Below are 26,344 nucleotides of genomic sequence, written 5' to 3'. Positions count from 1 at the left end.
CAATGGCAAATGTAAATGGAGGATTAGTTACTAATAAAAATAATCAAAACACACAAAATCTTCAAACCATGGTACATCCTAAAAATATTTTAGCAAATGAAAACATGAAAAAGAAGTTTATTGAAATTTTAGGGAAAAAAGCTTCAGGATTTATGGCTAGTATAATAAGTCTTTATAATTCTGATAATAAATTTCAAAATGTTGATGGTTATAGTGTTGTAAATTCAGCTTTATTAGCAGCAACATTAGATTTACCAATTAATAAGGAGTTTGGCTTTGCATGGATTATTCCTTATGGGAAACAAGCACAATTCCAAGTTGGGTATAAGGGGTATGTTCAACTAGCACTTAGGACAGGACAATATAAAAATCTTAATGTTATTGAGGTTTATGATGGGCAACTAAAATTATTTAATCCCTTGACAGAAGAAATAGAACTAGAACTTACAAATGATAATGGTGAAAAGAAAATAATTGGATATGCATTTTATATGAGATTGCTTAATGGATTTGAAAAAACAGTATATTGGACAAAAGAAAGTGTTGAAGCTCATGCGAGAAGATTTTCAAAAACATATAATAGTGGACCCTGGAAAAGCGATTTTAATGCTATGGCTAAAAAAACAGTTTTAAAAAATGGTTTGACTAAATGGGGAATCTTATCAGTAGAAATGCAAAAGGCAATAGAAATAGATCAAGCAATAGTAGAAAAACAAATAAGCAATTTAGATGATTTAAATCATGAAGATTTGAATTATCCTGATAATCCTAATAATGCAGTGGATACTGATTACAAAGTAGAAAAGAATGAGGAAGAACCAAAGAAACAAGAAGATATGTTCAAAGGAACACCTTATGAAGATAATACAGGGGAGTAAATCCCCTCAGAGGAGGGAAAGTGTTATATGGCATTTAGATTAGTATATACAGAGTTTTGGAATGATTCAAAGGTAATGGAAGAAATGACACCTGAAGATAAATACTTTTATTTATATCTTCTTACTAATCCTTGTACAAATATGATTGGGATTTACAAGATAGTAAAAAAACAAATGGCTTTTGATTTAGGGTATTCAATAGAATCAGTTAATAGCTTAATGGATAGGTTTATTAAGTGTCATGAGTTGATAATTTATAATGAGCAAACTAAAGAAATATGCATTAAGAATTATGGCAAGTACAACTTAAATAGAGGTGGAAAACCAATGCTTGATTGTATAAGAAAAGATTTATCAACTGTTATAGACAAAAATTTAATTAGCCAAATGGTTGTACACGTAAAGAATCCTGCAATAAAGAAATTTATAGAAGAATATATGTACAAATTCAAAAATAGTGCTGCCAGAGATAATAATTTTGTTAATAGCTCAGAAAAAAATATGGATTTAAATAGCGATACGCATAACGATATGTATAACGGTACGGGGGACGATACGTATAACGATACACAAAACAGTAACGTGGACGATACGTGCAACGTTACCACTAGCGATACGTGTAACGATATGTACAACAGCACTAATAATGCCAATTCTGACGATACGTGTAACGATTCGTCTACGATAAGGGGACAAAACCATAATCCTAAAACCATAAACCATAATCCTAAAACCATAATCCTAAAACCTAAAACCACAAACCATAAACCATGTAACGTATCCGAGTCGGCAGTTGTTGATTTGAATAATATGGCAGTTTTTAAACACTTTGAAAAGTGTGGATTTCTTATGACCGCTAAGTTAATGGAGTTTATATCAGCAGATATAAGTGTTTTTAGTGCTGATTGGCTAATGGAAGCAGCAGATATAGCTATGAAGAGAGGAAAAATAAATAATTATTCTTATGTCCTTGGGATACTACAAAATTGGCAGACTAAAGGAAAGGAGCAGACAGATGGAGGGCGTAGAAGCAATTCTGAACAGAATAATGAATGCAAAAGCGAGATCTATGACTTCAGCAAAGGGAATAGCGACAGAAAGTGGGATGAAGTCGAAGATACGGGAGAATATTAATGTTTGCCCTAGTTGTAAAGGTACAGGATGGGTATTAGGTACTAACGGATATAGAAAATGTGGCTGCATGGAAATGAATTATATAAAAAGGCTTTGGGAGAACTATGGTGTAAAAGCTGATGAAGTAAAAAGCATAAGTGAGTACAAACCATATGATCCTGTAACGAAAGTATTCCGGCAAAAAGCTATTTATTACATTGACAACTTTGAACAGATAACGGGTAGCATGGAAAATTCATTTGGAGCATTTGGCCAGAGTGGAGCAGGAAAATCGCATGTTGTTATATCTATAGGTTCAGCTTTAATAAAAAGAAAAGTTCCAGTAGTATATATGCCGTACTTAGAGGCTATAAGAGAACTAAAAGTTAATTCCATGAATGAGGAATATTATTCAACGCTGAGCAACAGATACAAACGGGCTAAGGTGCTTGTAATTGATGATTTGTATAAAGATAAGATAAAGCATAGCAAGCTTGTTGGAGATTTAACAGAGGCTGATATGAAGCATATATATCCAATACTAAATTTTCGATATGCAAATAAATTACCAACACTTTTTAGTACAGAGTGTACACCAGAAATGTTAATAGATTTAGATGAAGCACTTGCTGGAAGAATACTTGAAAGTTGTGGAGAGTTTATAACAACTTTTCAAGGAAGAGAATTTAATTACAGGTTAAGGAAGTACAGAAAATAAAGCATGGAGGACTAAATAGTAATAAACTAGTCCTCCTGAGTTACAAATTAATAGAATTGGGGGAACATTAAATGAAAAATGTTAATTTAGAAATTGATTACAAAGCAGCGTGTATTATAAAACATGCTTTAAGAATTATGATAAGGGATAAAAAAGAAATCATAGTTAAAGAAAATGAAGCTGGGAATGTACCAGGAGCTAAAAGAGCGGCAGGAGATTTAGCAGCAGATAGATGTGTATATAAGGGAATTAATTTAGCTATTGATTATTTGTTAGAGAATGAAAAACATAGTGCAAGAGAAGCAGAAGTAAAAGAATTCGCTATAAATTTAGGAAGTAGATTAGAAGAACTAGCTAAGCTTCAAGAATGCAGGTGAATCCATGGGAATAAAGGCAGAGGATCACCTTAGACTAGTTCATAGTATAGCTCAAAAAATAATATGTCCTCAAGGTGTTGAATACGAGGATATAGTACAAATTGGATGCATTGGACTAATTAAAGCTATTAAGAATTTTGATACATCCTATAATGTGCAGTTTTCTACTTATGCTTTTCCTATGATTAAAGGAGAGATACGAAAATTTCTTAGGGATGATGGATTAGTTAAAATAAATAGAAATACAAAAACGTTAGGAAATAAAGTTAGATTTATAAGAACAGAGTTAAATAGAAATTTGAATAGAGAACCTACTAGTGAAGAAATAGCAGAGGTTTTGGATGAGAATAAAGCAGATGTTGAAAAAGCAATTAAGGCTTCACAAAGTATTCAGTATTTATATGACACAGTCTATCACAAAGATGGTCAACCAATTTTACTAATAGATAAGATTGGAGAAGAAGGTAGTGAAGAAAGAGAAGAAGATATAGTAAACAAGCTTATTCTAAAAGAGTCAATAGAGAGTTTGGATGATAAATCAAAAAAGGTTATGTATTTAAGATATTTTGCAAGCGAAACTCAAATTGAGGTAGCAAGAATATTAGGAATAAGCCAGGTACAAGTAAGCAGGATAGAGAGAAAAGCAATAAATAATATTAAGGAAATCTTTGAAGGAGGATCAGAAATGAGGGTAGGAAAGGTTCAATTAGTTTTTAGTTGGTTAGATAGAAATTTTAGTCCGGAAAAAGAGAGAAAAGATGTAATCAATAAACTAAAGAATGAATTTGGGATTAGTCAGAATACAGCTGCATCATATTTGACTTCATGGAAAAAGCAAAAAAGTAATCTGATTATTGAAGAGAAAAGTGTTAATGAATCAAAAATAGGGATTCTTGAGAAAAAGACAATAGGGTGTTTTGAAAAGCCAAAAAAATTAAAAGTAACTAATTTAAGTGTTGAAGGTGAAAATGGTGATTACAAGGTAACTGAAGAAAATGTATCTCTCTTTGATGGAGAAAGTTTAATAATTGCTTTCAGAGATGAAAAAGAATTAGATGAATGGTACCAGGAAATAAAATCTTTATTCAAGTTAAAAGCAACTATAGCTTAGGGGGAATAAAGATGATTGATGTAACAGAACATATCGGGTTAGTTAATAAGATAGCCAATAGATATAAGAAAAATACATTTTTTGAATGTGAGGATCTTATTGGATATGGAATGATAGGAAATAGGGAAATGATTCAATCAGGAAAAGGAGTTATGCTTTTGTTTGTTGATGGTTTCACCAATAGGGAAAATGAATTTGTGGGAAACAATATGTTATCTATTGAAGATGGAATCAATGAAGTAATTGATGGAGTATATGTTGAAGATTTATTAAGCAAAATTGATTATGAAGATAGGCAAATACTAGTAGCTCTATATTATGAGGACTTAAAGAGGGGGGATATAGGAAAGATATTAGGAGAATCAAGATCATTAGTTAATAGCAGAATAAAACGAGCTCAAAATAATCTGAAAAAAATAATTTGTAAAGAACTAGTTTCCTAAGGGGTGAAGAGACTACTGCATATAAAGAGTTAGCTAAGAATAAGAAGTTATTAATTGAGTGAGAGGCAAATAAGATGAAAAATTAAATAGTAGGGGGAATAGGAGTGAAAAACACTACAAACACACTTCCTATTTCTCAATTAACTATCAGTTTCATGTAGGAGGAGAGAAAGTGATAAAAGTTGAAGGAAAGATAAAAGGGAAGGCAAGACCTAGAGTATATAATGGCCATGCTATGACACCAGAAGATAGCGTGAATTATGAGAATTGGGTAAAGCTTTGCTATCAGCAGCAGGCGGGTAAGTATTTTGAAGGGCCTGTAAGAGCAGCAATAACAGCTTATTATAAAATACCTAAATCATATGCGAAGAAAAGAATTAAGGCTATTAGAGAAGGGCTAGAGTATCCGCAAAAGAAACCTGATGCAGATAATATAGCAAAGATACTACTAGATAGCCTTAACAAGATAGCATATGGAGATGATAGCCAAGTTGTAGAGCTAATAGTAAAAAAGAAGTTTACCGAGGAAATTGAGAGAGTTGAATTTGAAATAGAGGAAGTAAAAGAAGGTGCTTTATGAAGCTAGGAGATGAAGTCTTAGTTAAAGCTAAACAAGCTTATGTAAAAGTATGTGGATGCATTGAAACAGTATATCTAGTGGCAATCAATTTAATAGGTTTTTTAATTGTTAGACCTGTGGATATTGGAGAAGTTCATTAGGATTGGTAAATACTGAATATAAAGGGGATGGATAAATGTGTAATATACTTCCAGAAGAAAAACTAAATAGGCTTAGTGAAGCAATGGGAACATTAGATAAATTGACTAATGGACTTAATGATAGATGTATTAAATTAGCAAGTGCTGAAAGAGAGTACAGAAAAGCACTTGCTAAGAAACAACTTGAGTATAGAACAAAGGGCAGAAATGAACCTGCTCAGTTAGTTCTTAATTATGCTAAAGGTGACGAGAAGGTTGCTGAACTAAGATATGCAAGAGATATAGCTAAAATCAATGTAGATGTATGTAAGGAAACATTGAAGAATCATAGGATGCAGATAGAAGTTTTAAGATCAAGTTTAGCTTATGATAGAGCAACTTATTTAAATTCGTAGTTTGTAGAAATTGTGTACCAATCGAAAGGAGAAAAATTAATGGATAATATAACAAGAGAATTATTTGAATCTGTTTCAGATAATGATTTGATCAAAGCTAAAAAATGTGTAAAGGTGCTACTTGAAAATAATAATAAAAAATGTGATAACTGGGTAAAAAACAATGTTTTAAGAAAATTAAATACTTCCAGTTTAAATTTAATTGAAGTACCTCCTAATATAAAAGGATTTGTAGAAGTAGAAAATGTGGAACTTACTTTTAATGAAAAAAGATATGTAATAACCCAAGAAGATGAAAATATTATTAATCAAGTTATTAATACTTATAAGGTTAATGATAAGCTTATTGAATATAACATTAGATATTTAAACTCTCTGCTTTTATATGGGGTTCCAGGGTGCGGCAAAACTATGTTAGGTAAATATATAGCTTATAAGTTAAAAGTACCTTTTGCATATTTAAACTTTAGTAATTTGATTAGTTCCTACTTAGGGAAAACAGGTGAAAACATACAAAAAGTATTTGATTATATATCAAGTTTAAAATGTGTATTCATGTTAGATGAAATAGATGCTATAGGATTGGAACGTGGTACAGATAGCGTAGGAGAACTTTCGAGGGTAGTAATAAATTTAATGCAATGTTTAGATAAGTTTAACAATAGCTCAATAATATTAGGGGCTACTAACAGGGAAGATATGATAGACAAAGCATTAAAAAGAAGATTTTCGCTTAAATATGAAATGAAACTTCCAAGTAATGAAATTCAGCACAGAATTGTTGAATCTTTCTTGAAAACTATACCTAATACAGAGTTTTCTAAGGAAGAAATCGAAAAATTCTTATCTACAATTAATGAAAAATCATGTGCCAATATAACAAATGTACTTACAAATAGAATTGTAAATTGCATTGTTGAAAATAAAGAAATTTCAATATCTTAATACGCAATACTAAGAAAGGGTGAGTTTTTGGGATAAGGCTAGAGTAGAAGGTGATGTCATTGAAGCCAGAAAAAGAAATACAAGAAGAAATTGAAGCAACCCAAAGGACTATTCAAAATTATCGTAATGCTTATAAAGAGGGTAAAATACCAAAAGATGTTTTAGAAACTCAACTTATAGATTGTTCTGCAACTATTGGTGCTTTACGTTGGGTATTAGGTAAAAATGAAAGATATGATTAATTAGCAATACTAAAAAGAGTGTAGCAAATGGATAGAAAAGATGCAGTAAAGTGAGGTGATGAAATTGAAAGTATTAAAATGGCCAGGGAGTAAATGGTCTATAGGTGAAAAGATAATTGAAATGATGCCAAAACATAATATTTATTTAGAGCCATTCTTTGGGTCCGGAGCAGTATTCTTTTTGAAACCTCCATGCAATACTGAAATATTAAATGATCTAGATGGTGAGGTAGTAAATCTGTTTAGGACCATAAGAGATGATTCTGAAGAATTGGCCAATAGTATTTATTTAACTCCATATAGTAGAGAAGAATATCAGGAAAGTTATAAAAGAAATGATAAGAATCTAGATAACATTGAAAAATCTAGACAATTTTTAATAAGGTGCAACATGGCTAGAGCAGGTATGCAATATTATTCTTCAAGTTGGAGACATGCAGGTCCAGTTTTAGGAGCTAAGACAAAACAAAGAGTAACTGGTGATTGGAACAAAGTTCCTGAACGAATACTTGAAGCAGCTAGTAGATTAAAAGATGCAGAAATAGAAAATAGAAATGCTTTTGATTTGATTGAAAAGTACAACAGGGAAGATTGTTTAATTTATGTTGATCCACCTTACTTATTAAGTACCAGAAGACAAAGATATTACAATGTTGAAATGACAGATGACCAAGAACATTTAGAACTATTGGAATTATTAAAAAATCATTCAGGATCTGTAATAATTTCAGGATACAAAAGTAAGTTGTATGAAGATGTTTTAAAAGATTGGAATACTAAAGAAATTTGTACTAATGCAGAACAAGGGAAAGAAAGAATTGAAGTTCTGTGGTTTAATTTTGAGTTATCAAAACAAATATCTTTTTCAATTTAAAAGAGTTGATTTAGAAAGAATAAGTATATTCAGGAGGACCAGCCAGCAATTTTGAATGAGAATACTCCTAAATTCAAAGATAATTCAATAATATTAGCGATAGCAATGAATAATTTAAAAGTGGATTTTAATATCATTGTACATCCCTCCTTTAATTGTATTGCTGATTGTTTAATTGTCTCCTTGGCTTTGGCCTTACTCAATATACTAATTGTTTAATTATATCATGAAATTTATAATTTTGAAAGTGATGTAGAACAATGAATGAATATGTAATTGTATATAAAAAAGGAGAGTTCTCTAGGAAGACTTATATAAATGAATCAAATAAGGAGGAAGTATAAAGTGGACATAAAAAGATATGTAATAAAGAACAAAGTAGAACTTATAAAGATTATAAATTCTATCTTGTTGGGTTGGATAATTGGTTTAATAATATTATGCATTTTGGGATTAATTTAGAGCTAAGGGGGAAGGGAAAATAATGAAAGGTTATTCTTATAGCATTAATAAAGATTTATTTAGTATAACTTTTGTTAATGATACAGATGAAAAACATGATAGGTGGGAAGATAGAGATAAGTGGGCGCATTATCCAATATTAAATAGAGTTTTAAATTTTATGAAAGAACGTGGATTTAATATTGGGAGAGATCCAAGAATACAGAAATATTATAAATGTTTAAATAAAGATCATTGGTATGGTAGAAAAGGTGACTTGGAATTTAAAGCCAAAAGGTATCCTAGAGGTTGGGAGATAGAATTTTTTCAAAATATTAATTATGAAAATAAGAGTGGTGGATATTATGATTTTAATAAATTTAAAATAGCTCCATATCTTATAAGATTAATGTGGATAAAGGAAACAGAATATATAGAAAAATTTATTGAGAGTATTGTTGATAATGTTACCTGTGATACCAAAGAAGATTACAAGTTAGCTGAAGAGAAAGTTAAGTATCATTTCGTAGATAGTTGGCATAAACCACAAGAAAATATGAATTTTAATCTTTCAGATTTAGATGGAACTACTGTAGAAGAAAGACATAACAATGAAGATAGAGATAAGAAGACAATATACAACGGTCAAGTGAAGTATTTTAGAGATTACAAAGGAAGGCTTCAAAGGGGTAAAGTATATCACAATATAAATAATATGTGGTGGGTAATATTAAATGATACAGATTATACAAATATAGCGGATTTTGAATTGTTTGATCCTATAGTAAAAGATTTTCAATTCAGAAGAATACAGAAAAATAAAAAAGATTCATTTGAAACAAGTAGTGAAGCAGCAAGAAAATACTTTGATAAAAAAGCACTTTCTTATAAGGATATTAAGAGAAAAGATGTAGAAAAACTTAGGGATTTTGTTGGTGAAGAAATTAAAAAGTTTGTAAAGGAAAATAAAGTTTTAGAAACTATGGTAATTCATCCAAAGATAAGGACAAAGTGTAGAACAAATAGCAAGATAATAAAAGCGTTTATATATGTCGATGCACATTATTTTAAAAAACGTGAATGTATTAGCTTTAATGAAAATGGATTTATAGGGTTTGCAGGTTGGGCAGGTGGAGCAAATGTAAGGCCTATGATAACTGGATTTATAAAATGGTGTGATTATTTAGAAGGTGAGGTTAAAGGTAATGGAAAAGCCAATATTATTTAATACGGAAATGGTTAAGGCGATACTGGAGGGGAGAAAGACTACTACAAGAAGAATTATAAAATCACATAGGAAAGCTACCATCGAAAATGCATGGATAGATAAAAAAGATAATAAACTTGTTGCGGTATACGATGATAATTCGCATATAGGGGAAAAGGGGTATATTAAAATACCTTACAAAGTTGGAGATATTCTTTATGTTAGAGAAACGTGGAATACAAATCCAGTACAAGAATACTTAGATGCAAAAGCAAACAAGTTTGTATATAAAGCAACTGATGAAAATTTTACTGGTGGGTGGAAACCAAGTATCCATATGCCAAAGTCAGCAGCAAGGATATTTTTAAAGGTTACAGATGTTAAAGTTGAAAGATTGCAGGATATGACTAGAACAAAAGCAATAAAAGAAGGATTTAAAGATGATAATGCCTTAAACAATAGTGGAGAATTATTAACATCATTAGGTAACTTTGCACGATTGTGGGGTACAACTATAAAAAAGGACCAATTAAATCTTTATGGATGGGATGCTAATCCTTGGGTTTGGGTAATTGAGTTTGAAAGGATAGAAAAGTAAGAAAGGAGATTAAGAAAATGAAAGATTATATAGTTAATAGAATAAAGGATGAAGCTGCTTATATTGTAGATACTGGATCAACTTTAAGAGCAACAGCAAAAGCATTGGCAGTTAGTAAGTCAACTGTGCATAAGGATTTAACAGAAAGACTTCCTCAATTAGATCCTGTTCTTCATAAAGAAGTGAGGAAAGTTTTAGATACTAATAAGGAAGAAAGAAGTATCCGAGGTGGTATAGCTACAATGATTAAATACTCAGATATGAAAAATCTAGCTTAACAATAATAATATTATGTAAAGTATATTTATTAAAATTTAGGGCACTTTTGGGGAAGGAGAATGAATATGGTACAACAACCTTTAAAGAATAAATCAATATCAAATGAAGCTGCAGCATACTGTCTACGAGGTATAATCCAGTATCTAAATGGAGATACTAAAAAGTTTATGGATTACGTGGACAAAGCTGACAAGCTTAATGCAAAAGAAAATTATTCTGTTGTAAGATGCAAATATCTTGTTAAGGGTACAAAAGTTGATGCAAATATTAATTTACTTACTGGAGAGATAAAAGATTTAGAAGGAAACATTTTAAGACAAGGAATTTGATAATTAGATAAGTAACAAGGAGGGATGAGCTTGGAAAAAGTCTCATACGGAAGAATTGAGAAAAAACTGTATGTTTATTATGAGAACTTACAGGAGATAGACGCTTTAGAAAAAGAGATAGAAGTTTTAAAAAGCCAGGATAAACGTATCGAAGAAATTTTAAAGACTAATCAATATCCATCATTATCAACTGATTTAAAAGCAATAGGAAATGATGAAAGAGTTCAGACAAGTCCTAATGGTTCAAGTCAAGCTGAAAGCCAAATGATAGCAATGGCAGGATTGTTTTTAAAAGAGCAAAAAAGTATTAGGCATAAAATGACTAAAAAAGAAATGAAGTTGATGAAGCTTAGGAGATCTACTATTAGTATAAGTACAAAACTAGAAAGATTAAATGAGTTAGAATTTAAATTTGTTAAATATAAATATGGTTCAAACTTACAACTTAAAGACATGCTTGCTAAGCTTCATATTACTAAGAACCCTTACTATAACTTAAAAAATAGCATAATAGAGAAATTAGGAAAATGGATGGAGGAGGATATCTATGAAAGAGAAGTGTAATTGTTGTTGCCAATCTAAAACTAATGTTAAGAGTAGTCCAATGGAAGAAGTACAAAAGATTTTTAGAGATTTAAAAGTTGAAAATATGGAACTTGAACATAAGATGAAAACTTATGAAAGTAAGATTGATGAAGTAAATGAAGAGTTGGAACAAAAAAATCAAATAATTAGAAGTTTCATAGAGAGGAATAAAAAGAGTGCTGATTTACTTGAAAGAAAGGAACTTCAGTTAAAAGAAAATCAAGCATATATGAGAGAAATTATAGAAACCAATAATAAGCAAGCAAAAGATATTAATGCTTTGAGGGAAACTATAAAAATATTATACAGTGTTTTTAGTGAACAGTAGTGTAAGATTATAAATTTGAATAGATTCAATTCAAAAGTTTTATGTAACTATGAGAATAGGAATAAAACTCAGTAGCTTTCTAAAGTCCTATTCTCATATAAATATCATTTTCAAGGAAGGTGAAAAGTAATATGAGAAATAAATTAGGAGATTTAAATAATCATCTGTTTGCTCAATTAGAGCGATTAGGGGATGAAGAATTAACTGGGGAAGAATTAAAAGATGAAATATTAAGAGCTAAAGCAGTAACAGATGTTGCAGCTACAATAATTGATAATGCAAATACTGTTTTAAATGCTAAAAAGCTCCAAGCGGTAACGCTAGGGAGAAGTAATGTAACTATTCCTAAGATGTTAGAGGACTAGATTATGGATAGTAGAAATAAGGTGCTTCATATATGGAGTGCTGAAGAAAAAGAATATTTAGCTCAAATAACACCAGGAAGGCATTATAAAGAAATTCAGAAATTAGTTAATGAAAAATTTGAGATTAATTTGACAGTGAGCCAAATTAAAGGAGCTATAGGACGATATAAATTAAATACTGGATTTTCCGGGAGATTCGATAAAGGCCATGTTCCAGACAATAAGGGAATAAAAGGTGTTATTTATGAAGGAAGTAAAAAGACATGGTTCAAAAAAGGCAATACTCCAATAAATCATAGAGAAGTTGGATCAGAACGAATAACAAAAGATGGATATGTTGAAATAAAAATTACGGAACCAAATAAGTGGAGGCTAAAACATATTGTAATTTGGGAAAGAGAAAATGGTCCATTGCCAAAAGGCTATGCATTAGTATTTGCTGATAGTGATAAGGCTAATATAAATATTAATAATCTTTTATTAGTGTCAAGGCAGCAATTATTAATATTAAATAGAAATAAGCTAATAAAAAATGATTCTGAGTTAACAAGAACAGGAGTAATTATAGCAGACATATATCAAAAAATAAGTCAAAGAAAGAAAGCTAGGTAGAGCTAATGAAAAATAAAAGATGGAAAAGGAGAATGTTCTAATAGATGAGTGATGCAAATTATTTCAATAAGGCAAATGTTACCTATGGAGAAAAAAAGTATGTAGAAGCATTAGCTTTATATAAAGAAGCTATAAAAGAAAAAGATCATGTAACTAAATCATTTTATAACGCTGGAGTTTGTTGCATTAAGTTAAAAGAGTATCCTAATGCATTAAAGCTACTTAAATGTGCTTTGGACTTAGGGTATCAAGACAGTAAAGTCTATTTCAACTTGGGTTATTGTTATTCAATGCTTAACAATTCTAAAAATGCATATTTAAATTTTAATATTGCATGGTCTTTAGATAATAAAGACAAAGAGTGTGAAAAAGCTATTAAGCTTATAGAAACATGTTTGTAGGTAAGGAGGAGGTTAAATAAATGAATATTTATAAATTAGGAACTTGTGGTTATTGTAGTGAAAAAAATCAGATTTTAAGACCATCACCATTTTTAGCAGATAGAACAGCAATGATGTGTGAACATTGTTGGAATGGAACTCAAAAAGAGTATGCAGCTTCAAATGGTGAATATATACCAGATTTCAATAACCTAAAAGAGGAGTATGAAGAGATAAAGAAAAGTATAGAAAAAGAAGAAGAATGGATAGTTGAGCTAACAGAAGATGATTATGAAACATGGAGTTCGGATATAGATTGTAATAGCAGAGAAGAAGCTATAGAAAAAGGAATGGAAGCAGCTAAGAAACAAGGATTAAAATCTTTTAGAATTGGTAAAAAAGAATGTTGTACAGTACCAACAATTTGGGCTGATACAATAATAGAAAGTGCTGGAGAGCAATTATATGATGAAGTTGGTGAAGTATCAGAAACTTATTTAGATGATGTTACTGAAGAGCAAGGAAAGGAATTAGAAGAAGAACTAAATGAAGTATTTTATAATTGGCATAAGAAGCATAATCTATTTCCTACTTGTTACACTGTTGAAAAAGATGAAACAATTGAAGTTAAATGATTAAAAGACAATTGAGTTTTTGGGATAAGGCTAGAGTAGTATTTATAAAAGATAATACAAGCCTTAATCCTAAATTTAAGAAAGATGCAGAATTTGAGGTTTATATGGAGCAAGAGAAGAATTATATTATTTACTTAGATAATATGTTCTATGGTCAATTAAAAGAGAGTTGCAGGAAGGTGAGTTACTAATGATAGGATTAATTGATGTAGATAGCAAAATTCCTAATTTAGCACTTATGAAAATAAGCGGCTATTACAAAAGTTTAGGAGAAGAAGTTGAATTCGTACAACCTAATAAAAGCTATGAAAAGATTTTTGCTAGTGCTATTTTTACTAGAAGTAAAGACATTTGCTTAAAATTACAAGAACAATATGGAGATAGGATTGAAATAGGTGGTACTGGTTGGGATATTCACAAGGTACTTGATGATCAAATTGAATATAGCAAACCGGATTATGAACTATATTCAGCAGAAATGATTGTATCACGTATGCGAGGAATAATGACTAAGCAACGTAAATTAGAAAAAGCTACAGAGATAGTTAATGCCGGAATAGGATTTACTAGTCGTGGTTGTGTTAGGGAATGTGGATTTTGCTTTGTACCTAAGAAAGAGGGCAAGTTCAGGCAAATAGCAGAAATAAAGGATTTAATTAATCCCAAGAGCAACATTTTAATTCTTCATGATAACAATATTACAGCAGATCCAAACTGTATTGATAAGTTGCATGAAATAAGAGACAGAAAATTAATAGTAGATATTAACCAAGGTTGTGACATAAGGCTTATGACTGATGATATAGCAAAAGCAATGAGTGAAGCTAAACATTTAAGAAGTTTGCATTATGCTTGGGACCTAATGACATTTGAGAAAAGTGTAATTGAAGGAATTAAGATTTTAAGCAAATACATTAAACCTTATAGACATATGTGTTTTATGTTAGTTGGATTTAATACAAGCTTTGAAGAAGATATGCATAGGTTCAGAACACTAAGAGAGTTAAAAGTGGACCCTTATGTAATGATTTATAACCAACTAAAAGATGTTAGGTTAAAACATTTTGCAAGGTGGGTTAATGGAAGGATATATAAAAGTTGTACTTGGGAAGAGTATGAGCCTTGGATAAAATCACAAGTAGAATATTTTCAAATTAGTATGTTTTAAAAATATAGAGAAATAGGAGTGATATATGGAAATTTGCAATAAATGCTTATGTAATAAGTGTGTAAATAATTATGTCGAGAGCTTTTTTAATAATGTACTAGATACAGCGTGTTTTAATTGTGACGAATGTTATTACTATGGTATGGATGATGATACACTAAGCAAAAATGTGAAGTTCGAATGTAATAACTTTAGAATTGCAAATTGTTATGCAGAGTCAAAAAGAAATAAACTCAAATTAATAAAATAATTAAATATATAGAAATAGAAGTTAAATTGATCTTTGAAAATTGAATAATACGGTATTTTATATATAAATTATGTTAAATAATGTATATTATGTAGATAATATGATATAATTTCTTTGTGTGATGATTAATTAAATTAAATGATGGGGGGATTATAGAATGGAAAGAATTATAAAAGAATTCAAGGAAAATGAGTGGATTGAACCACAAAAAAAAGGTGAGTATTATAGAATTACTTTAAAACATGATTTAGGCAATATTCCGATAGTTGGAGTATATAATCAAGAAGGAGAAACTCTATTCGTAAAGTTAAAAGTGAATGATAAGAATGTTATTATAATTTCAGATGAGAAGTTCACTGGAAAGGCAGTAATACTATAGAATTATTCAAAAATAATAAAAAATATTTTAAATACCGTATTATTCAAATAAAGAATATGCGGTATTTTTATTTTGGGAAAGTAGAAGAGTTTAAGGATGTATCAATGCCCTTAGATGAAAAGATTGAATATCTAGAAAATAAATTACAAGACGAAAATTTCGAAACTGAAGAATTGAGAAATCAATGTTTAGAATTAATAGAGTGGCTAGAAGAATTAAAAGAATCAAGAAAAGTCATTAGAGTAATTCAAGAGCAATTATTAAATTCAGATATATGTGTATTAAGTCAATGGAAGATAGGAATAGATACAGATTAAAGGAGATAAAAATGAAAATAAAAGAATATCAAGAAAAATCAATAAGGACAATGCCTAAAGAGTATGAACCACAGTATGATGTATTTAAAACATTACAAATATGTAATATGATATTTGGATTAGAAGGAGAAGCTGGAGAGGTAACTGATATACTTAAAAAACATTTATTCCATGGACATGAATTAGATAAGAAGCATTTAAAAGAGGAACTTGGAGACATAATGTTTTATTTAGTTAATCTAGTTACACTTTACAATATAGATATGTCAGATGTTTTAGAAATAAATGTAGACAAACTATTGAAGAGATACCCACAAGGGTTTGATAAAGAAAAAAGTATTTATAGAGAAAGTTAAAGATGAGTTTTTACAATAATGTTAAAGTAAACCATAAATATTACGAAAATAGATTTATGTAGATATTTGGAGGTGATTTCATGAAAATGGAGATAATGGGGCATAATAGTATAAAAAAAATTGCTTTTTCTAATGAAGAAAAATGTCCATGTGGTAGTAATAAAAAATATAAGGAATGTTGTGAACCTTTATATGATTTTATTGGTTATAATTACAAGGATGTACCAGTATTACTAGATAAGGATAAAACAAAAAAATCTATAGAAGAGATAGAGAAATTTTCTAAGAGTCATATAACAAATAGTTATAATTTGCAAAATGGTATAACAATTAGGCAAGGATTAGATATATTGGAGAAATTGTATAAGTTATTTGATGAAAAGTTTGAATTGCAATCACAATATGCTAGTTGTGAAAAAGGTTGCTCAGGAACTTGTTGTAATATAATTGCCGAATGTACTCCAATTGAGGCTGAATTAATAAGAAGATATGTAAGAAAAAATTTTAACAATGAAATTATAAAAAAAATAGAACTATATAATGCAAAAAATATCAAAGAAGTTCCAAGATTTAAGGAGTCTATTATAAATGATAATTTACGGTATGAGTATTACGAAAAAGAAATAAAATGTATGTTTTTAGATAAAAATAATGAATGTTTAATTTATAATATACGTCCATTTACATGTAGAAAACATATAGTATTTAGTAGTCCAAAGAAATGTATGCCAGGTAAAACAGAAAATAGATATATCGGGTCAATTAATGATATTATGGAAAAATGTGTTTATAATATATCTTTGGGGGTATATGGAGAATTATTTAAAATACGATGGATAAGAAACTATTTTTATAATACAAAAGCAATACAATTATGGTTTGAAAATGGTTTTGGTAAGATTAATTTCGAAATAGACTGATTATAGAAATGAATAATAAAATACAGGGAGAAAATAGGGATTATAGAAGGATAAATTAGCATTAGATATACTGTATAATAATAGAATGCATCTAGTAGTAAATAGTAGATGCATTTTTTATATAATTAACTTTTAGTGGTTTATAATTGATTATGAGAAAGGGAGGTGTAAATAATTATGGAATCAGAATATTGTGAATGCAAGAAGTCTTCATCAGTATATAATGCCGAGGATTCAAAAGGTTTTGGTAGTTGGGATGTTTGTAGTGATTGCAATAAGCGATTAGAATCTTCTTATATACCATATGATCATTATGATGGAGAAGACCATTGTGAGTATTAAAATCAAGAGTTTTAAAGGCACTTACTTAGGTAAGTGTCTTTTTATATTTAAAGTAACACCAAGCAAGTTGTTAGGTGTTTTCTTGAAGGAATTTATAAATATTTGTAGAATTGCAGTTATAAGGGGGAATGAAGTATGGAAAATAAAAATAAAGAACCTAAATATATTAGAATTGGAGCAATAAGTATTTTAATTATAGGGATAATAGGAGGAGGAATACCTACAATACTATTTTATACCAAAGTATTGAATGGGGATCAAACCGTATCGTTAAGCAGCAGTTTAGCTGGTGGTGCTATAGGGTGTATTGGTACTCTTGTAGCTGTGATGTTAACAGTATATCAAACAAATAAAATTCAAAGAGATAATAAGAAAACTGAGAATATGAAAATGGCATTTAACAATATGCCTGTTTTTGTAATAAGTCGTATAAGTGGTTTGAATCCAGTAGTTCCAAGCATAGATATGACAGGAGATATACCAGAAGAAGTTACAGATAATGATTCAGTGAAGGAGTATGTTAAAGAAAACGGAAATAAAATATTAAAATTAAATTTTGTGATTGAAAATATTTCTTCCCAATATGCTAAGTTAAGCAAATATGATATTAGAGCTTATTACAATGCCATAAGTTTATTGAGCTCATTTCCGAATGAAAACAGGGAAAGTTATTTACTTGACCCAGAATTAAGAAAAGGAACTAAGGAGGAAATTGGATATAAAGAGTACAATTACAATCAATCTATAATTCCTCCAAAGGAGAGTAAATACATAAGAGTAAATTTAGATGTAAATAAAAATCTGCTAGATGTTGATGGAGATATGTATATTTATATAAAAATAAAATACAGTAACATAGTAGGGCAAGAATTTGAACAGGAATTAAAAATGATTGGCTCTACTGGAAAAGCTTATAAAACGTTTTATATTGGAGAGACATTACCAAAAGTATTAAAATCTTAAAAATAAAAAAGAACTCTAGAAATAGGGCTCTTTTATTATGTAATAAAAATGGATAGTGAAGTCTAGACAGTGATGGAAAATTAGTGTGAATATTAAATAAATAGTATTCTCGATACATATTTCGGTGTGGAAGTATAATGTAAAGTTTCTTTGATTTTCCTCGAAATATATAAATAGGAGGGAAATTAATTGGAAGGTGAAAGAAAAAAATACAAAAAACAACTTAATGATTTAAGGAAAGAAACTAAAGGAAAAAGTTTTAAAAATAAGATAGAAATAATTGCTTTAAATTATTTTAATAGAAATTTAGAAGATAAAAAGTTATTAGAATACAAATTAATTGATCTTAGTAATGATATTGATAAGTTGTCATTATTGTCGTTGATATTAATATTCTTAACCCCAATTATTAATATTGTGATTACTCAGAGAAATATTATTTTAGGTGTATGTACTTGTATTACGGAAGTTTTTGCAATGTATATTATGGTAAATGAAACAATTAAGAATTATCGGTTTTATAAAATGTATTTAGAGGTAATAAAAGATATAAAATCTGGGGTAATTGCAAAAAATATTAAAAGAGTTGAAACTATAGAATTTGTTGATATACCTATAAAATCAATAGAAATTAAAAATAGCTTAAATAAAATAGAATAATTAGAGTTCATTATTTTTGCATATGATTAGAAACTTGATGGGGGAATTATGTTAGAGCAGATTAGAAATTTTTTATTGACATTAACTGCAATAGGAACAGTTGTCGGTTTTTTTATAAAAACAGTTAATGATTTTTTTATGAAAAGTATTAGAAAAAGATATAAGAATGTTCCAGGAAAGCAAACTATATTTGAAATAATAGTTGAGTGGATAGCTTATATAATAGTTTTTATATATTTATTTGTTGCAGGAACTTTAATTATTACATCTATTGCTAATAGTGACTGGCATTGGGTGAGTGCTAATATACAAATTGGAGAAATAAACTATGGAAATTTTGTAGGAATAGCTATAGTTATTGCTTTTTTCTTTTCAATATGTGCACCTATATTTGCTTGGAGTAGTGTCAGTAATTTATTTATCTTGAAACTAGAAAAAGGACTGTGTCATAAAGTTAAACGGATAACTAAAAAAATTATTACTTTAGGAGTTATTGCTTCAAGTATTACAACTAGTGGAGGTATATATTTAATTTGGGCTTTATTAGACCAAAAAGTAAAATTAGTTGTGAAGAATAGTTCTTATTTTTTAGAGAATAACCTAGGTGATGATGATATGAAAATGATTTTGTTAGTGGGTTTTGCGCTATTTTTTACAATTACAGCATTTATAATTTTAAATAGTTTAAAAGAAATTTGCAAAGTAATAGATAAATTACAAATGTATATTCTATGTACTAGTAAAGAAAATATAATTTGTAGATGCTATTTGGAGTATGATGAATATTATTTGTTATTTGAAAATGGAACTGAAAGATATATTAAGAAAAGTGAGGTTAAAGAAATTAAGAAAAAATAGCATTTATTTCAATTTAGATAATAGCAGGTAAGGAACAATAAGGTAATATAAAAGGAACAATGAGGGAACAAACAAAGATAATATAATGTTACTATAATTATGTGGTAGTTGGATTCAAATATATGTCCCCCTTGTAATTAAAAAGAGATGCTTTAGAAATAAAGTGTCTCTTTTTTTGTAGGTTAAGTTTAGTAACTTGAGTGAAATCAACTAAAAATAAAATGTATTCATATCAGTTACTAATTTAATAAATACCAGTAGTCTACAAATTAACAATGAAAGGATGTGAAAGCCCCCGCTACACATTATATTGTTAGTGTTTCTACTGGTATTCTTATATTATTTAAAGAAGGTGAACACAATGGATAAGATCTACAGTTCTTACAAATGCATAGGATGTAATAAAGAAGTGATTCTATTGACAGAAGAAGTTAATAATACATTAAATCAAGGTAAGTATTTAAGCTGTAGTCATTGTGGTTGTAAAAAGCTTAAAAGACTTAAGGAAACAGATAATTTGAAAGATTGTATGCAAGCTAGGTCATACAAAAGGAAGAATGGTGCTATTAGAGAAATTAAGTGATGAACAAAGGAATTTTAACTCAAATATAGAATTATATTGTTAAAGGGGGGGGGACTTGTGAATAATGAAGATAAAATAAAATATCTAGAAGATAAAGTTAGCCAATCTGAAAACAAATCTTTTGACAGAAGTAATTATGAGATTCCTAAATATCTATATAAATACTTACCAATAAACAATTTTAGTATAGATTCATTAGTAAGAGAATATATATGGTGTGCGCCAGTTGATTCACTTAATGATCCATTTGAGTATTCTATAAATTTAACGAATGAAAAAATAATAGAGTTAGATATAGAATTGAAAGAGAGATCTAGAAATTATTTTAAAAATATATCTATTGAAGAAAAGAAAGCTATAATTGAAAAATCAAAAATTGAGAAAAAAAGTGAAATAGATGAACATAGAGAAATTTTGAAAAAACTTGTATCAGATGGAAGAAAGAAATGTACAATTGGGTCTCTATGTGAAGAAAAGGATTTACTACTATTATGGAGTCATTATGCAAATGAACATACAGGGATTTGTGTTGAATATGAAGTAAAGAAAATAGAAGAAGAAACAAATTCATTATTTCCTGTTATATATAGCAATGATATGGTGAGTGCAGCTGATTTTGTACCAGATGCCGGCATTGGAATAATTAAACAAATAGCAACCAAATCAACTGAGTGGTGTTATGAAAAAGAATGGAGAATAATATCTCCAGGTAATGAGCATAGCGATAAATTGTTACACAGAGAATATTGGGAAAGACCATTTAAGGGGATAAGATTAAAAGTTAAGCCTAATAAAATATATATGGGAGTAAGGATATCGAATGAAGATAAACAACTTATTAAAGAAATAGGGCAACATAAAAATATAGATATAGTAGAATTTAAATTACATAAGTATGAATTCAAATTAACAATTTAAGCACCTGAAGAGGTGCTTTTATTATATATAAATATAAAAAACATATGGAGGAGTTGAATGGAAGTTATGAAAAAGGTAACAAAGAGTAAAGCAATGGAACTCCAAGACAAAGGAGCGAGAATAAAAAGGACTAAGAATAGTTGGTACATATTAGGATAAATACTTTAAGATGAGGTGAGGTGATATGCCAAGGGTACGAAGCCCAGCTAGAGATAAAGCTAAGCAAATGTATTTAGATGCTAATGGAGATATAGTATTAAAAGATATAGCAAGTGAGCTAGGCGTGTCAGATACACAAATAAGAAAGTGGAAGAATCAAGATAAGTGGGAGGATGTTTTAAATGGTAATGTTACTAATGATAAAGTAACAAGTAAAAGTAACGTTACTAAAAAAACTAAAACAAAAAGTAATGGTAACAAAAAATCTAAGCCAGTTGAACTTAAACCAATTCCTGAAGATGTAAAAGAAGTATTACAAAATGAAGAACTAACTGAAAGGCAAAGAATTTTTTGTGTTGCTTACGTACAGTGTTTCAATGCAACAAAAGCATATTTAAAAGCTTATACTTGTACTTATGAGTCAGCTATGGTTAATGGGAGCAGATTGCTAAGAAACGATAAGGTTAGAGAACAAATTCAATTTCTTAAGCAAGGGCAACTAAGTGAAAGTTTACTTGATAAGAATGTTATATTGCAAAAATATATTGATATAGCACTTAGCGATATGAAAGAATATATAAAGTTTGGTAAGAAGTACAAGAAAATATGGGGTAAAGATGAAAATGGGAACGATGTACCAGTTATTGACCCCGAAACTGGAGAACAAAAAGAGATTGAATATAATTACATAGATTTAAATGAAAGTACCATGGTTGATACAACGCTAATTAGTGAAGTTTCACAAGGCAAAGATGGTATTAAATTTAAATTATTAGATAAAATGAGAGCTATGGAGTTCTTAATGAAACATTACAATGTATTGGATGATGATACTAAGAATAAATTAGCTATAGAAAAGATGAAACTTGAGAATGAGAAACTTAAGGCAGAAACTAATAGAATTATAGGTGATGATGGACCTGAAATTGAAGATGATGGATTCTTAGAAGCTTTAAATGGTAAAGCCGCTGAGGTATGGAAAGATGAGTAAAAAGAAAAAGGAGAAAGTTTTTAAGTTTAAACCATTTTCTAATAAACAAACAAAAGTTCTAACATGGTGGACAGAGGCATCACCAGTTAATGATAGAGATATAATAATTGCAGATGGTTCAGTAAGAGCAGGAAAAACAGTTGTAATGTCTTTAAGTTTTGTAATGTGGGCCAATGCAACATTTGATGGAGAGAATTTTGCTTTATGTGGTAAGACAATAGGTTCATTAAGAAGAAATGTAGTTAAACCACTTAAGAAAATGCTAAAAGGCAGAGGATATAAAGTAAAAGACCATAGGTCATCAAATGAAAATTATTTATCTATTTCTAAGAATGGTATAAGTAATGATTTTTATTTGTTTGGTGGTAAAGATGAAGGTTCTCAAGACTTAATTCAAGGTATTACATTAGCAGGAGTTCTATTTGATGAAGTTGCATTAATGCCTAAATCTTTTGTAAATCAAGCTACAGCAAGATGTTCAGTTGAAGGTGCAAAAATGTGGTTTAACTGTAATCCAGATGGACCATATCACTGGTTTAAAGTTGACTATTTAGACCAAATAGAAGAAAAGAATATATTACATTTACATTTTACTATGGATGATAATCTATCTCTAAGTGAGAAGGTTAAAGAAAGATATAAGAAGATGTATTCAGGTATATTCTATAAACGATATATATTAGGTCTGTGGTGCTTAGCTGAGGGCGTAATTTATGATATGTTTAATGAGGATTTTCATAAGGTAAAAACAGAGAATAGAAGTTATGAAAAATATTATGTAAGCATTGATTATGGTACGCAAAATGCAACAGTATTTCTACTCTGGGGCCTATTTAAGGGCAAGTGGTATATAGCAAGAGAATATTACTATAGTGGTAGAGATAAGAGCTTACAGAAAACAGATGCTGAGTATTCTAAGGATTTAAAAAAGTTTTTAGGAGATATTATTCCGATAAGAATTATAGTGGATCCAAGTGCAGCAAGTTTTATTACTCAATTAAGAAAAGATGGATTTAAGAATATTTTAAAAGCCAAGAATGATGTATTAGATGGTATAAGAACAGTAGCCAGTGCATTAAGTCTTGGTTTGTTTTATGTTAATGATGTTTGTAAAGAAACGTTAAAGGAATTTGCATCGTATGTGTGGGATGACAAAAAGGCAAGCAAAGGGATAGAAGAAGTACTTAAAGAAAATGATCACTGTATGGATGCTATGCGGTATTTTATTTATACAATTCTAAGATTTGATATAGATAAAAAATATAGTGAAGAGGTTACAAGTCAAGGTAAAGGTGTTATTAAAACTAAAGATCCATATAGAAGGAGAGGAGGCACAGTATTCTAATGTTTGAAAAAGAAAATGAAGGTGCAAATAATACCATAAAGAAACAATTATTGCAGCTAAGTGATGGAGAAATAAAAGAAAGAGTAAAGTCATTATATCTTTATAATTTTTATAAAGGTAAGAGTACTGATTTAGAACTTGCTAAGTTAAATAATGATTTAGTTTTGTTTGGACAGAATTGGAAGGTCAATGATGATCTAGGTTATACACCAACACAATGCATTATTAATAAAGCTAAACCACTTCTTAAGAAACAATCAAGATGGATGTTTGGTAAACCACCAGATATAACAATTAATGCAGATAACTCAGATGATAATGCAAAGAAGTTATGTGAAGATTTACGGAAATATCTTGAAAACATCCTTAACGCTAAGTTTTGGAAAGAAACAAGGCAAGCTTTTTTAGAATCAACAATAAAAAAAAGAGTTGCAGTAAGAATTGCAGCTAATCCTAATACAAAGTATTTAAAGGTTAGATATGATTCAATAGATAATGTTTCATATAAAGAAGTTGATGGAGTTGTAACAGAAATAAAATATTTCTCTGAAGATTTAGGAAACGCTACTAAAATAGATGATACTAAAAAATTATATTATATTTACAAGTATTATTACAAAGAGATTGAAGGAGAACAAGGTAATGAATTACAATACAAGGCTTCATTTTCAAAGCTGACATATAGGGGAGACAATCTGAGTGAACCTATAGAAGAAGAGGAAGTGGATTATAAAAAGAATAACTATGAGTTAGGCTTTGATAATAATAAATTACCTTGTTGGGTTATAAAAAATAGTCCAGAACTTAATAGCCAATATGGTGAAAGTGATTTAGAAGATTTAATAGATTCACAAAATGAATATAATCATAAAGTATCAGATTATGCAGATGCTCAAAAGTTTCAAATGTTTGGTTCTGTAGCAGTAGTTGATGGCAGTGAAGAATCAGTAAATAAATTAATGTTAGCACCAGGAGCACTTCACGCAATAAAGACTAGGGATGAAATAAAAGATAGCAAGCAAGCTAAAATAGAAAGACAAGAATACAGTTTAAGTTGTGGTGAAGCAGTAGAGAATAGATTAAAAACACTTGAAACTGATATGAAATTTATGCTTGATATGCCAGACATTAAAGATTTAACTAATATACCAAGTGGTAAGGCTATGAAGTACCTTTATAATGATTTAGTTGCTAGATGTGAAGAGAAGTGGACAGATTGGGAGCCTTATTTATTAGAACTTATAGAGTATATTGTAGATATTTCTCCACAAATGAAGCTAGATGGTTGGGATAGCCAATTTGCAAACTTAATAGGAAAGTGTACTATTTCATTTAAACACAATTACCCAATTCCAGAAGATGAAACAGATACTAAGACCTTAGCTATGGATGAGGTGGCAACTGGAGTAAGAAGTGTTAAATCATATATAAGGGATATAACAAAGGAAGAAGATGCAGAAAAAGCATATCAAGAAATTGTTGAAGAAGCAGCAACTAAGAGTGATATATCACTAGGGGTAAGTCAGTATACTAATAGTAATGAGCATACTAAAGATAATATTAGTAAGGTTAATGAAGAGGGATTAAATGAGTAGTAATAGAAATGATCTATATAAAAGACTCATGGAAGAAGCTCAAAAAGAAAAGATAAACTTAGCTAATGGTAATGCAAGGTTATTGCTAAGGTTGTATGAGGAGATAGCAGTAGACATTAATAAGAAATTACGTACTGCTAGAGGTGGATTTACGAAGGCATGGCTAAGGGACTTTAATAATTATATTAGCTTTAGATACATGAACTTAAATGAGGATCTAACAAAGCTTACTAAGGATGGTATCAAAGCTAGTGCAGAGATAGCAAGTTCAGTAGAGGGAGATTTTTTGTCTTATATAAATAATAAGTATGAATTGGATATAGATAAGAAATATATCAAAGGAATATATGGTGTTAATCAAGATGTTATTCTAAAAATGATTAGTGGTAAGTTTTATAAAAACAATGCAGGAATATCAAAATCTATTTGGAGGTATTCAGATAAGAATAAAGGTGATATTAATTATATTATTGCTAAAGGAATGGCAGAACAAAAGGATTTTAAATCTATATGCAAGGATTTAGATAGCTATGTAAAACCATCAGCTAAAAAAGATTTTAAATGGGAAAAGATTTATCCTAGTGCTAGTGGTAAAGTTGATTTTAATGCTCAAAGATTACTTAGGACTTCAATAAATCATACATTCTTTAATCAAACAATTAGCAATGCAAAGAAAAACCCTTTTGTTAATGTAATACATTGGGGATTATCGCCAGAGCATTATGAAAGACAAGTAAAACGATTTGGTAAAGATGTATGTGATGAATATACTGAACAGAATAGGTATGGAGTTGGTGTAGGTAATTTTCCTAAAGATAAAGTCCCAGTACCACATCCACAATGTTTATGCCATCAATATGCTGTGTTATCAAAGAGTTTAGATAATATAGGTAGCGAGTTACATGACTGGGTAAATGGTTCTAGTAATAAGTTACTTGATAATTGGCTAAGGGGAGCATAGGAGG

At 29.4% G+C, this 26,344-nt stretch carries 39 protein-coding genes; all 39 read left to right on the top strand.

Going from position 1 to position 26,344, the window contains the following annotated elements; all coding sequences use genetic code 11:
* Positions 1 to 2 precede the first annotated feature (2 nt).
* The 39 genes from FAY47_RS00295 (at position 3) to FAY47_RS00115 (ending at position 26,340) form a co-directional block, all read left to right on the top strand.
* Positions 3 to 878, top strand: coding sequence for a recombinase RecT (locus FAY47_RS00295; protein ID WP_143314274.1), 876 nt, complete (start codon positions 3 to 5; stop codon positions 876 to 878).
* A gap of 27 nt (positions 879 to 905) precedes the next feature.
* On the top strand, positions 906 to 2,012 hold the full coding sequence (locus FAY47_RS00290; RefSeq protein WP_143314272.1) for a hypothetical protein: 1,107 nt from the start codon (positions 906 to 908) through the stop codon (positions 2,010 to 2,012).
* A complete protein-coding gene (locus FAY47_RS00285) occupies positions 1,927 to 2,709 on the top strand; it encodes a DnaA/Hda family protein (RefSeq protein ID WP_243129483.1) in 783 nt (260 codons plus the stop codon). Before FAY47_RS00290 ends, FAY47_RS00285 begins: the two co-directional genes overlap by 86 nt.
* Positions 2,710 to 2,780: 71 nt before the next feature.
* Entirely contained in the window at positions 2,781 to 3,086 is a 306-nt protein-coding gene (locus FAY47_RS20735) for a hypothetical protein (RefSeq protein ID WP_143314271.1), read from the top strand.
* 4 nt (positions 3,087 to 3,090) lie between these two features.
* A complete protein-coding gene (locus FAY47_RS00275) occupies positions 3,091 to 4,197 on the top strand; it encodes a sigma-70 family RNA polymerase sigma factor (RefSeq protein ID WP_143314269.1) in 1,107 nt (368 codons plus the stop codon).
* A gap of 11 nt (positions 4,198 to 4,208) precedes the next feature.
* Positions 4,209 to 4,640 carry a sigma-70 family RNA polymerase sigma factor gene (locus FAY47_RS00270; RefSeq protein WP_185966661.1) on the top strand — a complete coding sequence of 144 codons (432 nt, stop codon included), beginning with the start codon at positions 4,209 to 4,211 and terminating at the stop codon, positions 4,638 to 4,640.
* A 172-nt stretch (positions 4,641 to 4,812) separates the two neighbouring features.
* Complete coding sequence (locus FAY47_RS00265; protein WP_143314265.1) at positions 4,813 to 5,220, top strand: RusA family crossover junction endodeoxyribonuclease; 408 nt, start codon at positions 4,813 to 4,815, stop codon at positions 5,218 to 5,220.
* A complete protein-coding gene (locus tag FAY47_RS20050) occupies positions 5,217 to 5,360 on the top strand; it encodes a hypothetical protein (RefSeq protein ID WP_185966660.1) in 144 nt (47 codons plus the stop codon). The genes FAY47_RS00265 and FAY47_RS20050 overlap by 4 nt, the downstream gene beginning before the upstream one ends.
* 35 nt (positions 5,361 to 5,395) lie before the next feature.
* On the top strand, positions 5,396 to 5,755 hold the full coding sequence (locus FAY47_RS00260; protein ID WP_143314263.1) for a hypothetical protein: 360 nt from the start codon (positions 5,396 to 5,398) through the stop codon (positions 5,753 to 5,755).
* Positions 5,756 to 5,794: 39 nt separating this feature from the next.
* The gene (locus FAY47_RS00255) at positions 5,795 to 6,700 is read left to right on the top strand and encodes an ATP-binding protein (RefSeq protein WP_143314261.1); all 906 of its coding nucleotides are present in this window, start codon (positions 5,795 to 5,797) and stop codon (positions 6,698 to 6,700) included.
* A gap of 59 nt (positions 6,701 to 6,759) precedes the next feature.
* Positions 6,760 to 6,942, top strand: a complete 183-nt coding sequence (locus FAY47_RS00250) for a hypothetical protein (protein WP_143314752.1) — start codon at positions 6,760 to 6,762, stop codon at positions 6,940 to 6,942.
* Positions 6,943 to 7,006: 64 nt separating this feature from the next.
* A complete protein-coding gene (locus tag FAY47_RS00245) occupies positions 7,007 to 7,816 on the top strand; it encodes a DNA adenine methylase (protein ID WP_347562775.1) in 810 nt (269 codons plus the stop codon).
* A gap of 484 nt (positions 7,817 to 8,300) precedes the next feature.
* A complete protein-coding gene (locus FAY47_RS00240; protein WP_143314259.1) occupies positions 8,301 to 9,485 on the top strand; it encodes a hypothetical protein in 1,185 nt (394 codons plus the stop codon).
* Positions 9,463 to 10,062 (top strand): hypothetical protein, encoded by a 600-nt coding sequence (locus tag FAY47_RS00235; protein ID WP_143314257.1) that lies wholly within the window; start codon positions 9,463 to 9,465, stop codon positions 10,060 to 10,062. Before FAY47_RS00240 ends, FAY47_RS00235 begins: the two co-directional genes overlap by 23 nt.
* A 17-nt stretch (positions 10,063 to 10,079) precedes the next feature.
* Positions 10,080 to 10,340: a sporulation transcriptional regulator SpoIIID gene (locus FAY47_RS00230; RefSeq protein WP_143314255.1), complete on the top strand. Its 261-nt coding sequence runs from the start codon at positions 10,080 to 10,082 to the stop codon at positions 10,338 to 10,340.
* A gap of 66 nt (positions 10,341 to 10,406) precedes the next feature.
* Positions 10,407 to 10,670: a hypothetical protein gene (locus FAY47_RS00225; protein WP_143314253.1), complete on the top strand. Its 264-nt coding sequence runs from the start codon at positions 10,407 to 10,409 to the stop codon at positions 10,668 to 10,670.
* A gap of 30 nt (positions 10,671 to 10,700) precedes the next feature.
* Complete coding sequence (locus tag FAY47_RS00220) at positions 10,701 to 11,234, top strand: hypothetical protein (RefSeq protein ID WP_143314251.1); 534 nt, start codon at positions 10,701 to 10,703, stop codon at positions 11,232 to 11,234.
* The gene (locus FAY47_RS00215; RefSeq protein ID WP_143314249.1) at positions 11,218 to 11,583 is read left to right on the top strand and encodes a hypothetical protein; all 366 of its coding nucleotides are present in this window, start codon (positions 11,218 to 11,220) and stop codon (positions 11,581 to 11,583) included. Before FAY47_RS00220 ends, FAY47_RS00215 begins: the two co-directional genes overlap by 17 nt.
* A gap of 131 nt (positions 11,584 to 11,714) precedes the next feature.
* The gene (locus tag FAY47_RS00210) at positions 11,715 to 11,948 is read left to right on the top strand and encodes a hypothetical protein (RefSeq protein WP_143314247.1); all 234 of its coding nucleotides are present in this window, start codon (positions 11,715 to 11,717) and stop codon (positions 11,946 to 11,948) included.
* Between the two features lie 3 nt (positions 11,949 to 11,951).
* The gene (locus tag FAY47_RS00205) at positions 11,952 to 12,560 is read left to right on the top strand and encodes an HNH endonuclease signature motif containing protein (RefSeq protein ID WP_143314245.1); all 609 of its coding nucleotides are present in this window, start codon (positions 11,952 to 11,954) and stop codon (positions 12,558 to 12,560) included.
* A gap of 44 nt (positions 12,561 to 12,604) precedes the next feature.
* Positions 12,605 to 12,961 carry a CDC27 family protein gene (locus FAY47_RS00200; RefSeq protein ID WP_143314243.1) on the top strand — a complete coding sequence of 119 codons (357 nt, stop codon included), beginning with the start codon at positions 12,605 to 12,607 and terminating at the stop codon, positions 12,959 to 12,961.
* A 20-nt stretch (positions 12,962 to 12,981) separates the two neighbouring features.
* The gene (locus FAY47_RS00195; RefSeq protein WP_243129482.1) at positions 12,982 to 13,575 is read left to right on the top strand and encodes a hypothetical protein; all 594 of its coding nucleotides are present in this window, start codon (positions 12,982 to 12,984) and stop codon (positions 13,573 to 13,575) included.
* Positions 13,572 to 13,766, top strand: coding sequence for a hypothetical protein (locus FAY47_RS00190; RefSeq protein ID WP_143314241.1), 195 nt, complete (start codon positions 13,572 to 13,574; stop codon positions 13,764 to 13,766). The genes FAY47_RS00195 and FAY47_RS00190 overlap by 4 nt, the downstream gene beginning before the upstream one ends.
* Positions 13,766 to 14,743 carry a radical SAM protein gene (locus FAY47_RS00185; RefSeq protein ID WP_143314239.1) on the top strand — a complete coding sequence of 326 codons (978 nt, stop codon included), beginning with the start codon at positions 13,766 to 13,768 and terminating at the stop codon, positions 14,741 to 14,743. The genes FAY47_RS00190 and FAY47_RS00185 overlap by 1 nt, the downstream gene beginning before the upstream one ends.
* A 25-nt stretch (positions 14,744 to 14,768) precedes the next feature.
* Positions 14,769 to 14,993: a hypothetical protein gene (locus tag FAY47_RS00180; protein ID WP_243129481.1), complete on the top strand. Its 225-nt coding sequence runs from the start codon at positions 14,769 to 14,771 to the stop codon at positions 14,991 to 14,993.
* Positions 14,994 to 15,150: 157 nt separating this feature from the next.
* Positions 15,151 to 15,372, top strand: a complete 222-nt coding sequence (locus FAY47_RS00175; protein ID WP_143314237.1) for a hypothetical protein — start codon at positions 15,151 to 15,153, stop codon at positions 15,370 to 15,372.
* Positions 15,373 to 15,428: 56 nt separating this feature from the next.
* Complete coding sequence (locus tag FAY47_RS00170) at positions 15,429 to 15,689, top strand: hypothetical protein (protein WP_207706203.1); 261 nt, start codon at positions 15,429 to 15,431, stop codon at positions 15,687 to 15,689.
* Between the two features lie 11 nt (positions 15,690 to 15,700).
* Positions 15,701 to 16,045 (top strand): nucleoside triphosphate pyrophosphohydrolase family protein, encoded by a 345-nt coding sequence (locus FAY47_RS00165; protein WP_143314233.1) that lies wholly within the window; start codon positions 15,701 to 15,703, stop codon positions 16,043 to 16,045.
* An 80-nt stretch (positions 16,046 to 16,125) separates the two neighbouring features.
* A complete protein-coding gene (locus tag FAY47_RS00160) occupies positions 16,126 to 16,965 on the top strand; it encodes an SEC-C domain-containing protein (RefSeq protein ID WP_143314232.1) in 840 nt (279 codons plus the stop codon).
* 177 nt (positions 16,966 to 17,142) lie between these two features.
* Positions 17,143 to 17,307: a hypothetical protein gene (locus FAY47_RS20045; protein WP_185966659.1), complete on the top strand. Its 165-nt coding sequence runs from the start codon at positions 17,143 to 17,145 to the stop codon at positions 17,305 to 17,307.
* Between the two features lie 135 nt (positions 17,308 to 17,442).
* Positions 17,443 to 18,270: a hypothetical protein gene (locus tag FAY47_RS00155; RefSeq protein ID WP_143314230.1), complete on the top strand. Its 828-nt coding sequence runs from the start codon at positions 17,443 to 17,445 to the stop codon at positions 18,268 to 18,270.
* A 189-nt stretch (positions 18,271 to 18,459) separates the two neighbouring features.
* The gene (locus tag FAY47_RS00150; protein ID WP_143314228.1) at positions 18,460 to 18,930 is read left to right on the top strand and encodes a hypothetical protein; all 471 of its coding nucleotides are present in this window, start codon (positions 18,460 to 18,462) and stop codon (positions 18,928 to 18,930) included.
* 48 nt (positions 18,931 to 18,978) lie between these two features.
* Positions 18,979 to 19,788 (top strand): hypothetical protein, encoded by an 810-nt coding sequence (locus FAY47_RS00145; RefSeq protein ID WP_143314226.1) that lies wholly within the window; start codon positions 18,979 to 18,981, stop codon positions 19,786 to 19,788.
* Positions 19,789 to 20,149: 361 nt separating this feature from the next.
* Complete coding sequence (locus FAY47_RS00140; RefSeq protein ID WP_143314224.1) at positions 20,150 to 20,371, top strand: hypothetical protein; 222 nt, start codon at positions 20,150 to 20,152, stop codon at positions 20,369 to 20,371.
* A 57-nt stretch (positions 20,372 to 20,428) separates the two neighbouring features.
* On the top strand, positions 20,429 to 21,289 hold the full coding sequence (locus tag FAY47_RS00135) for a DUF2971 domain-containing protein (protein WP_185966658.1): 861 nt from the start codon (positions 20,429 to 20,431) through the stop codon (positions 21,287 to 21,289).
* Between the two features lie 184 nt (positions 21,290 to 21,473).
* Positions 21,474 to 22,439, top strand: coding sequence for a terminase small subunit (locus tag FAY47_RS00130; protein ID WP_143314220.1), 966 nt, complete (start codon positions 21,474 to 21,476; stop codon positions 22,437 to 22,439).
* On the top strand, positions 22,432 to 23,784 hold the full coding sequence (locus FAY47_RS00125; RefSeq protein WP_143314218.1) for a PBSX family phage terminase large subunit: 1,353 nt from the start codon (positions 22,432 to 22,434) through the stop codon (positions 23,782 to 23,784). Before FAY47_RS00130 ends, FAY47_RS00125 begins: the two co-directional genes overlap by 8 nt.
* Positions 23,784 to 25,379 carry a phage portal protein gene (locus FAY47_RS00120; RefSeq protein ID WP_143314217.1) on the top strand — a complete coding sequence of 532 codons (1,596 nt, stop codon included), beginning with the start codon at positions 23,784 to 23,786 and terminating at the stop codon, positions 25,377 to 25,379. Before FAY47_RS00125 ends, FAY47_RS00120 begins: the two co-directional genes overlap by 1 nt.
* The gene (locus FAY47_RS00115) at positions 25,372 to 26,340 is read left to right on the top strand and encodes a hypothetical protein (protein ID WP_143314215.1); all 969 of its coding nucleotides are present in this window, start codon (positions 25,372 to 25,374) and stop codon (positions 26,338 to 26,340) included. Before FAY47_RS00120 ends, FAY47_RS00115 begins: the two co-directional genes overlap by 8 nt.
* The last annotated feature ends 4 nt before the right edge of the window (positions 26,341 to 26,344 follow it).

The sequence above is a fragment of the Clostridium sp. HBUAS56017 genome, assembly GCF_007115085.1.
Classification (GTDB): domain Bacteria; phylum Bacillota; class Clostridia; order Clostridiales; family Clostridiaceae; genus Clostridium; species Clostridium cibarium.
Note: the sequence above shows the minus strand (reverse complement) of the source record. Positions and strands in the feature narration are given on the sequence as shown.

Bases quoted from the DNA above. Each gene is read 5' to 3' on its own strand.
- FAY47_RS00295 (WP_143314274.1), top strand. From the start codon at position 3: ATGGCAAATGTAAATGGAGGATTAGTTACTAATAAAAATAATCAAAAC.
- FAY47_RS00290 (WP_143314272.1), top strand. From the start codon at position 906: ATGGCATTTAGATTAGTATATACAGAGTTTTGGAATGATTCAAAGGTA.
- FAY47_RS00285 (WP_243129483.1), top strand. From the start codon at position 1,927: ATGAATGCAAAAGCGAGATCTATGACTTCAGCAAAGGGAATAGCGACA.
- FAY47_RS20735 (WP_143314271.1), top strand. From the start codon at position 2,781: ATGAAAAATGTTAATTTAGAAATTGATTACAAAGCAGCGTGTATTATA.
- FAY47_RS00275 (WP_143314269.1), top strand. From the start codon at position 3,091: ATGGGAATAAAGGCAGAGGATCACCTTAGACTAGTTCATAGTATAGCT.
- FAY47_RS00270 (WP_185966661.1), top strand. From the start codon at position 4,209: ATGATTGATGTAACAGAACATATCGGGTTAGTTAATAAGATAGCCAAT.
- FAY47_RS20050 (WP_185966660.1), top strand. From the start codon at position 5,217: ATGAAGCTAGGAGATGAAGTCTTAGTTAAAGCTAAACAAGCTTATGTA.
- FAY47_RS00260 (WP_143314263.1), top strand. From the start codon at position 5,396: ATGTGTAATATACTTCCAGAAGAAAAACTAAATAGGCTTAGTGAAGCA.
- FAY47_RS00255 (WP_143314261.1), top strand. From the start codon at position 5,795: ATGGATAATATAACAAGAGAATTATTTGAATCTGTTTCAGATAATGAT.
- FAY47_RS00240 (WP_143314259.1), top strand. From the start codon at position 8,301: ATGAAAGGTTATTCTTATAGCATTAATAAAGATTTATTTAGTATAACT.
- FAY47_RS00235 (WP_143314257.1), top strand. From the start codon at position 9,463: ATGGAAAAGCCAATATTATTTAATACGGAAATGGTTAAGGCGATACTG.
- FAY47_RS00230 (WP_143314255.1), top strand. From the start codon at position 10,080: ATGAAAGATTATATAGTTAATAGAATAAAGGATGAAGCTGCTTATATT.
- FAY47_RS00225 (WP_143314253.1), top strand. From the start codon at position 10,407: ATGGTACAACAACCTTTAAAGAATAAATCAATATCAAATGAAGCTGCA.
- FAY47_RS00215 (WP_143314249.1), top strand. From the start codon at position 11,218: ATGAAAGAGAAGTGTAATTGTTGTTGCCAATCTAAAACTAATGTTAAG.
- FAY47_RS00210 (WP_143314247.1), top strand. From the start codon at position 11,715: ATGAGAAATAAATTAGGAGATTTAAATAATCATCTGTTTGCTCAATTA.
- FAY47_RS00205 (WP_143314245.1), top strand. From the start codon at position 11,952: ATGGATAGTAGAAATAAGGTGCTTCATATATGGAGTGCTGAAGAAAAA.
- FAY47_RS00200 (WP_143314243.1), top strand. From the start codon at position 12,605: ATGAGTGATGCAAATTATTTCAATAAGGCAAATGTTACCTATGGAGAA.
- FAY47_RS00195 (WP_243129482.1), top strand. From the start codon at position 12,982: ATGAATATTTATAAATTAGGAACTTGTGGTTATTGTAGTGAAAAAAAT.
- FAY47_RS00190 (WP_143314241.1), top strand. From the start codon at position 13,572: ATGATTAAAAGACAATTGAGTTTTTGGGATAAGGCTAGAGTAGTATTT.
- FAY47_RS00185 (WP_143314239.1), top strand. From the start codon at position 13,766: ATGATAGGATTAATTGATGTAGATAGCAAAATTCCTAATTTAGCACTT.
- FAY47_RS00180 (WP_243129481.1), top strand. From the start codon at position 14,769: ATGGAAATTTGCAATAAATGCTTATGTAATAAGTGTGTAAATAATTAT.
- FAY47_RS00175 (WP_143314237.1), top strand. From the start codon at position 15,151: ATGGAAAGAATTATAAAAGAATTCAAGGAAAATGAGTGGATTGAACCA.
- FAY47_RS00170 (WP_207706203.1), top strand. From the start codon at position 15,429: ATGCGGTATTTTTATTTTGGGAAAGTAGAAGAGTTTAAGGATGTATCA.
- FAY47_RS00165 (WP_143314233.1), top strand. From the start codon at position 15,701: ATGAAAATAAAAGAATATCAAGAAAAATCAATAAGGACAATGCCTAAA.
- FAY47_RS00160 (WP_143314232.1), top strand. From the start codon at position 16,126: ATGAAAATGGAGATAATGGGGCATAATAGTATAAAAAAAATTGCTTTT.
- FAY47_RS20045 (WP_185966659.1), top strand. From the start codon at position 17,143: ATGGAATCAGAATATTGTGAATGCAAGAAGTCTTCATCAGTATATAAT.
- FAY47_RS00155 (WP_143314230.1), top strand. From the start codon at position 17,443: ATGGAAAATAAAAATAAAGAACCTAAATATATTAGAATTGGAGCAATA.
- FAY47_RS00145 (WP_143314226.1), top strand. From the start codon at position 18,979: ATGTTAGAGCAGATTAGAAATTTTTTATTGACATTAACTGCAATAGGA.
- FAY47_RS00140 (WP_143314224.1), top strand. From the start codon at position 20,150: ATGGATAAGATCTACAGTTCTTACAAATGCATAGGATGTAATAAAGAA.
- FAY47_RS00130 (WP_143314220.1), top strand. From the start codon at position 21,474: ATGCCAAGGGTACGAAGCCCAGCTAGAGATAAAGCTAAGCAAATGTAT.
- FAY47_RS00125 (WP_143314218.1), top strand. From the start codon at position 22,432: ATGAGTAAAAAGAAAAAGGAGAAAGTTTTTAAGTTTAAACCATTTTCT.
- FAY47_RS00120 (WP_143314217.1), top strand. From the start codon at position 23,784: ATGTTTGAAAAAGAAAATGAAGGTGCAAATAATACCATAAAGAAACAA.
- FAY47_RS00115 (WP_143314215.1), top strand. From the start codon at position 25,372: ATGAGTAGTAATAGAAATGATCTATATAAAAGACTCATGGAAGAAGCT.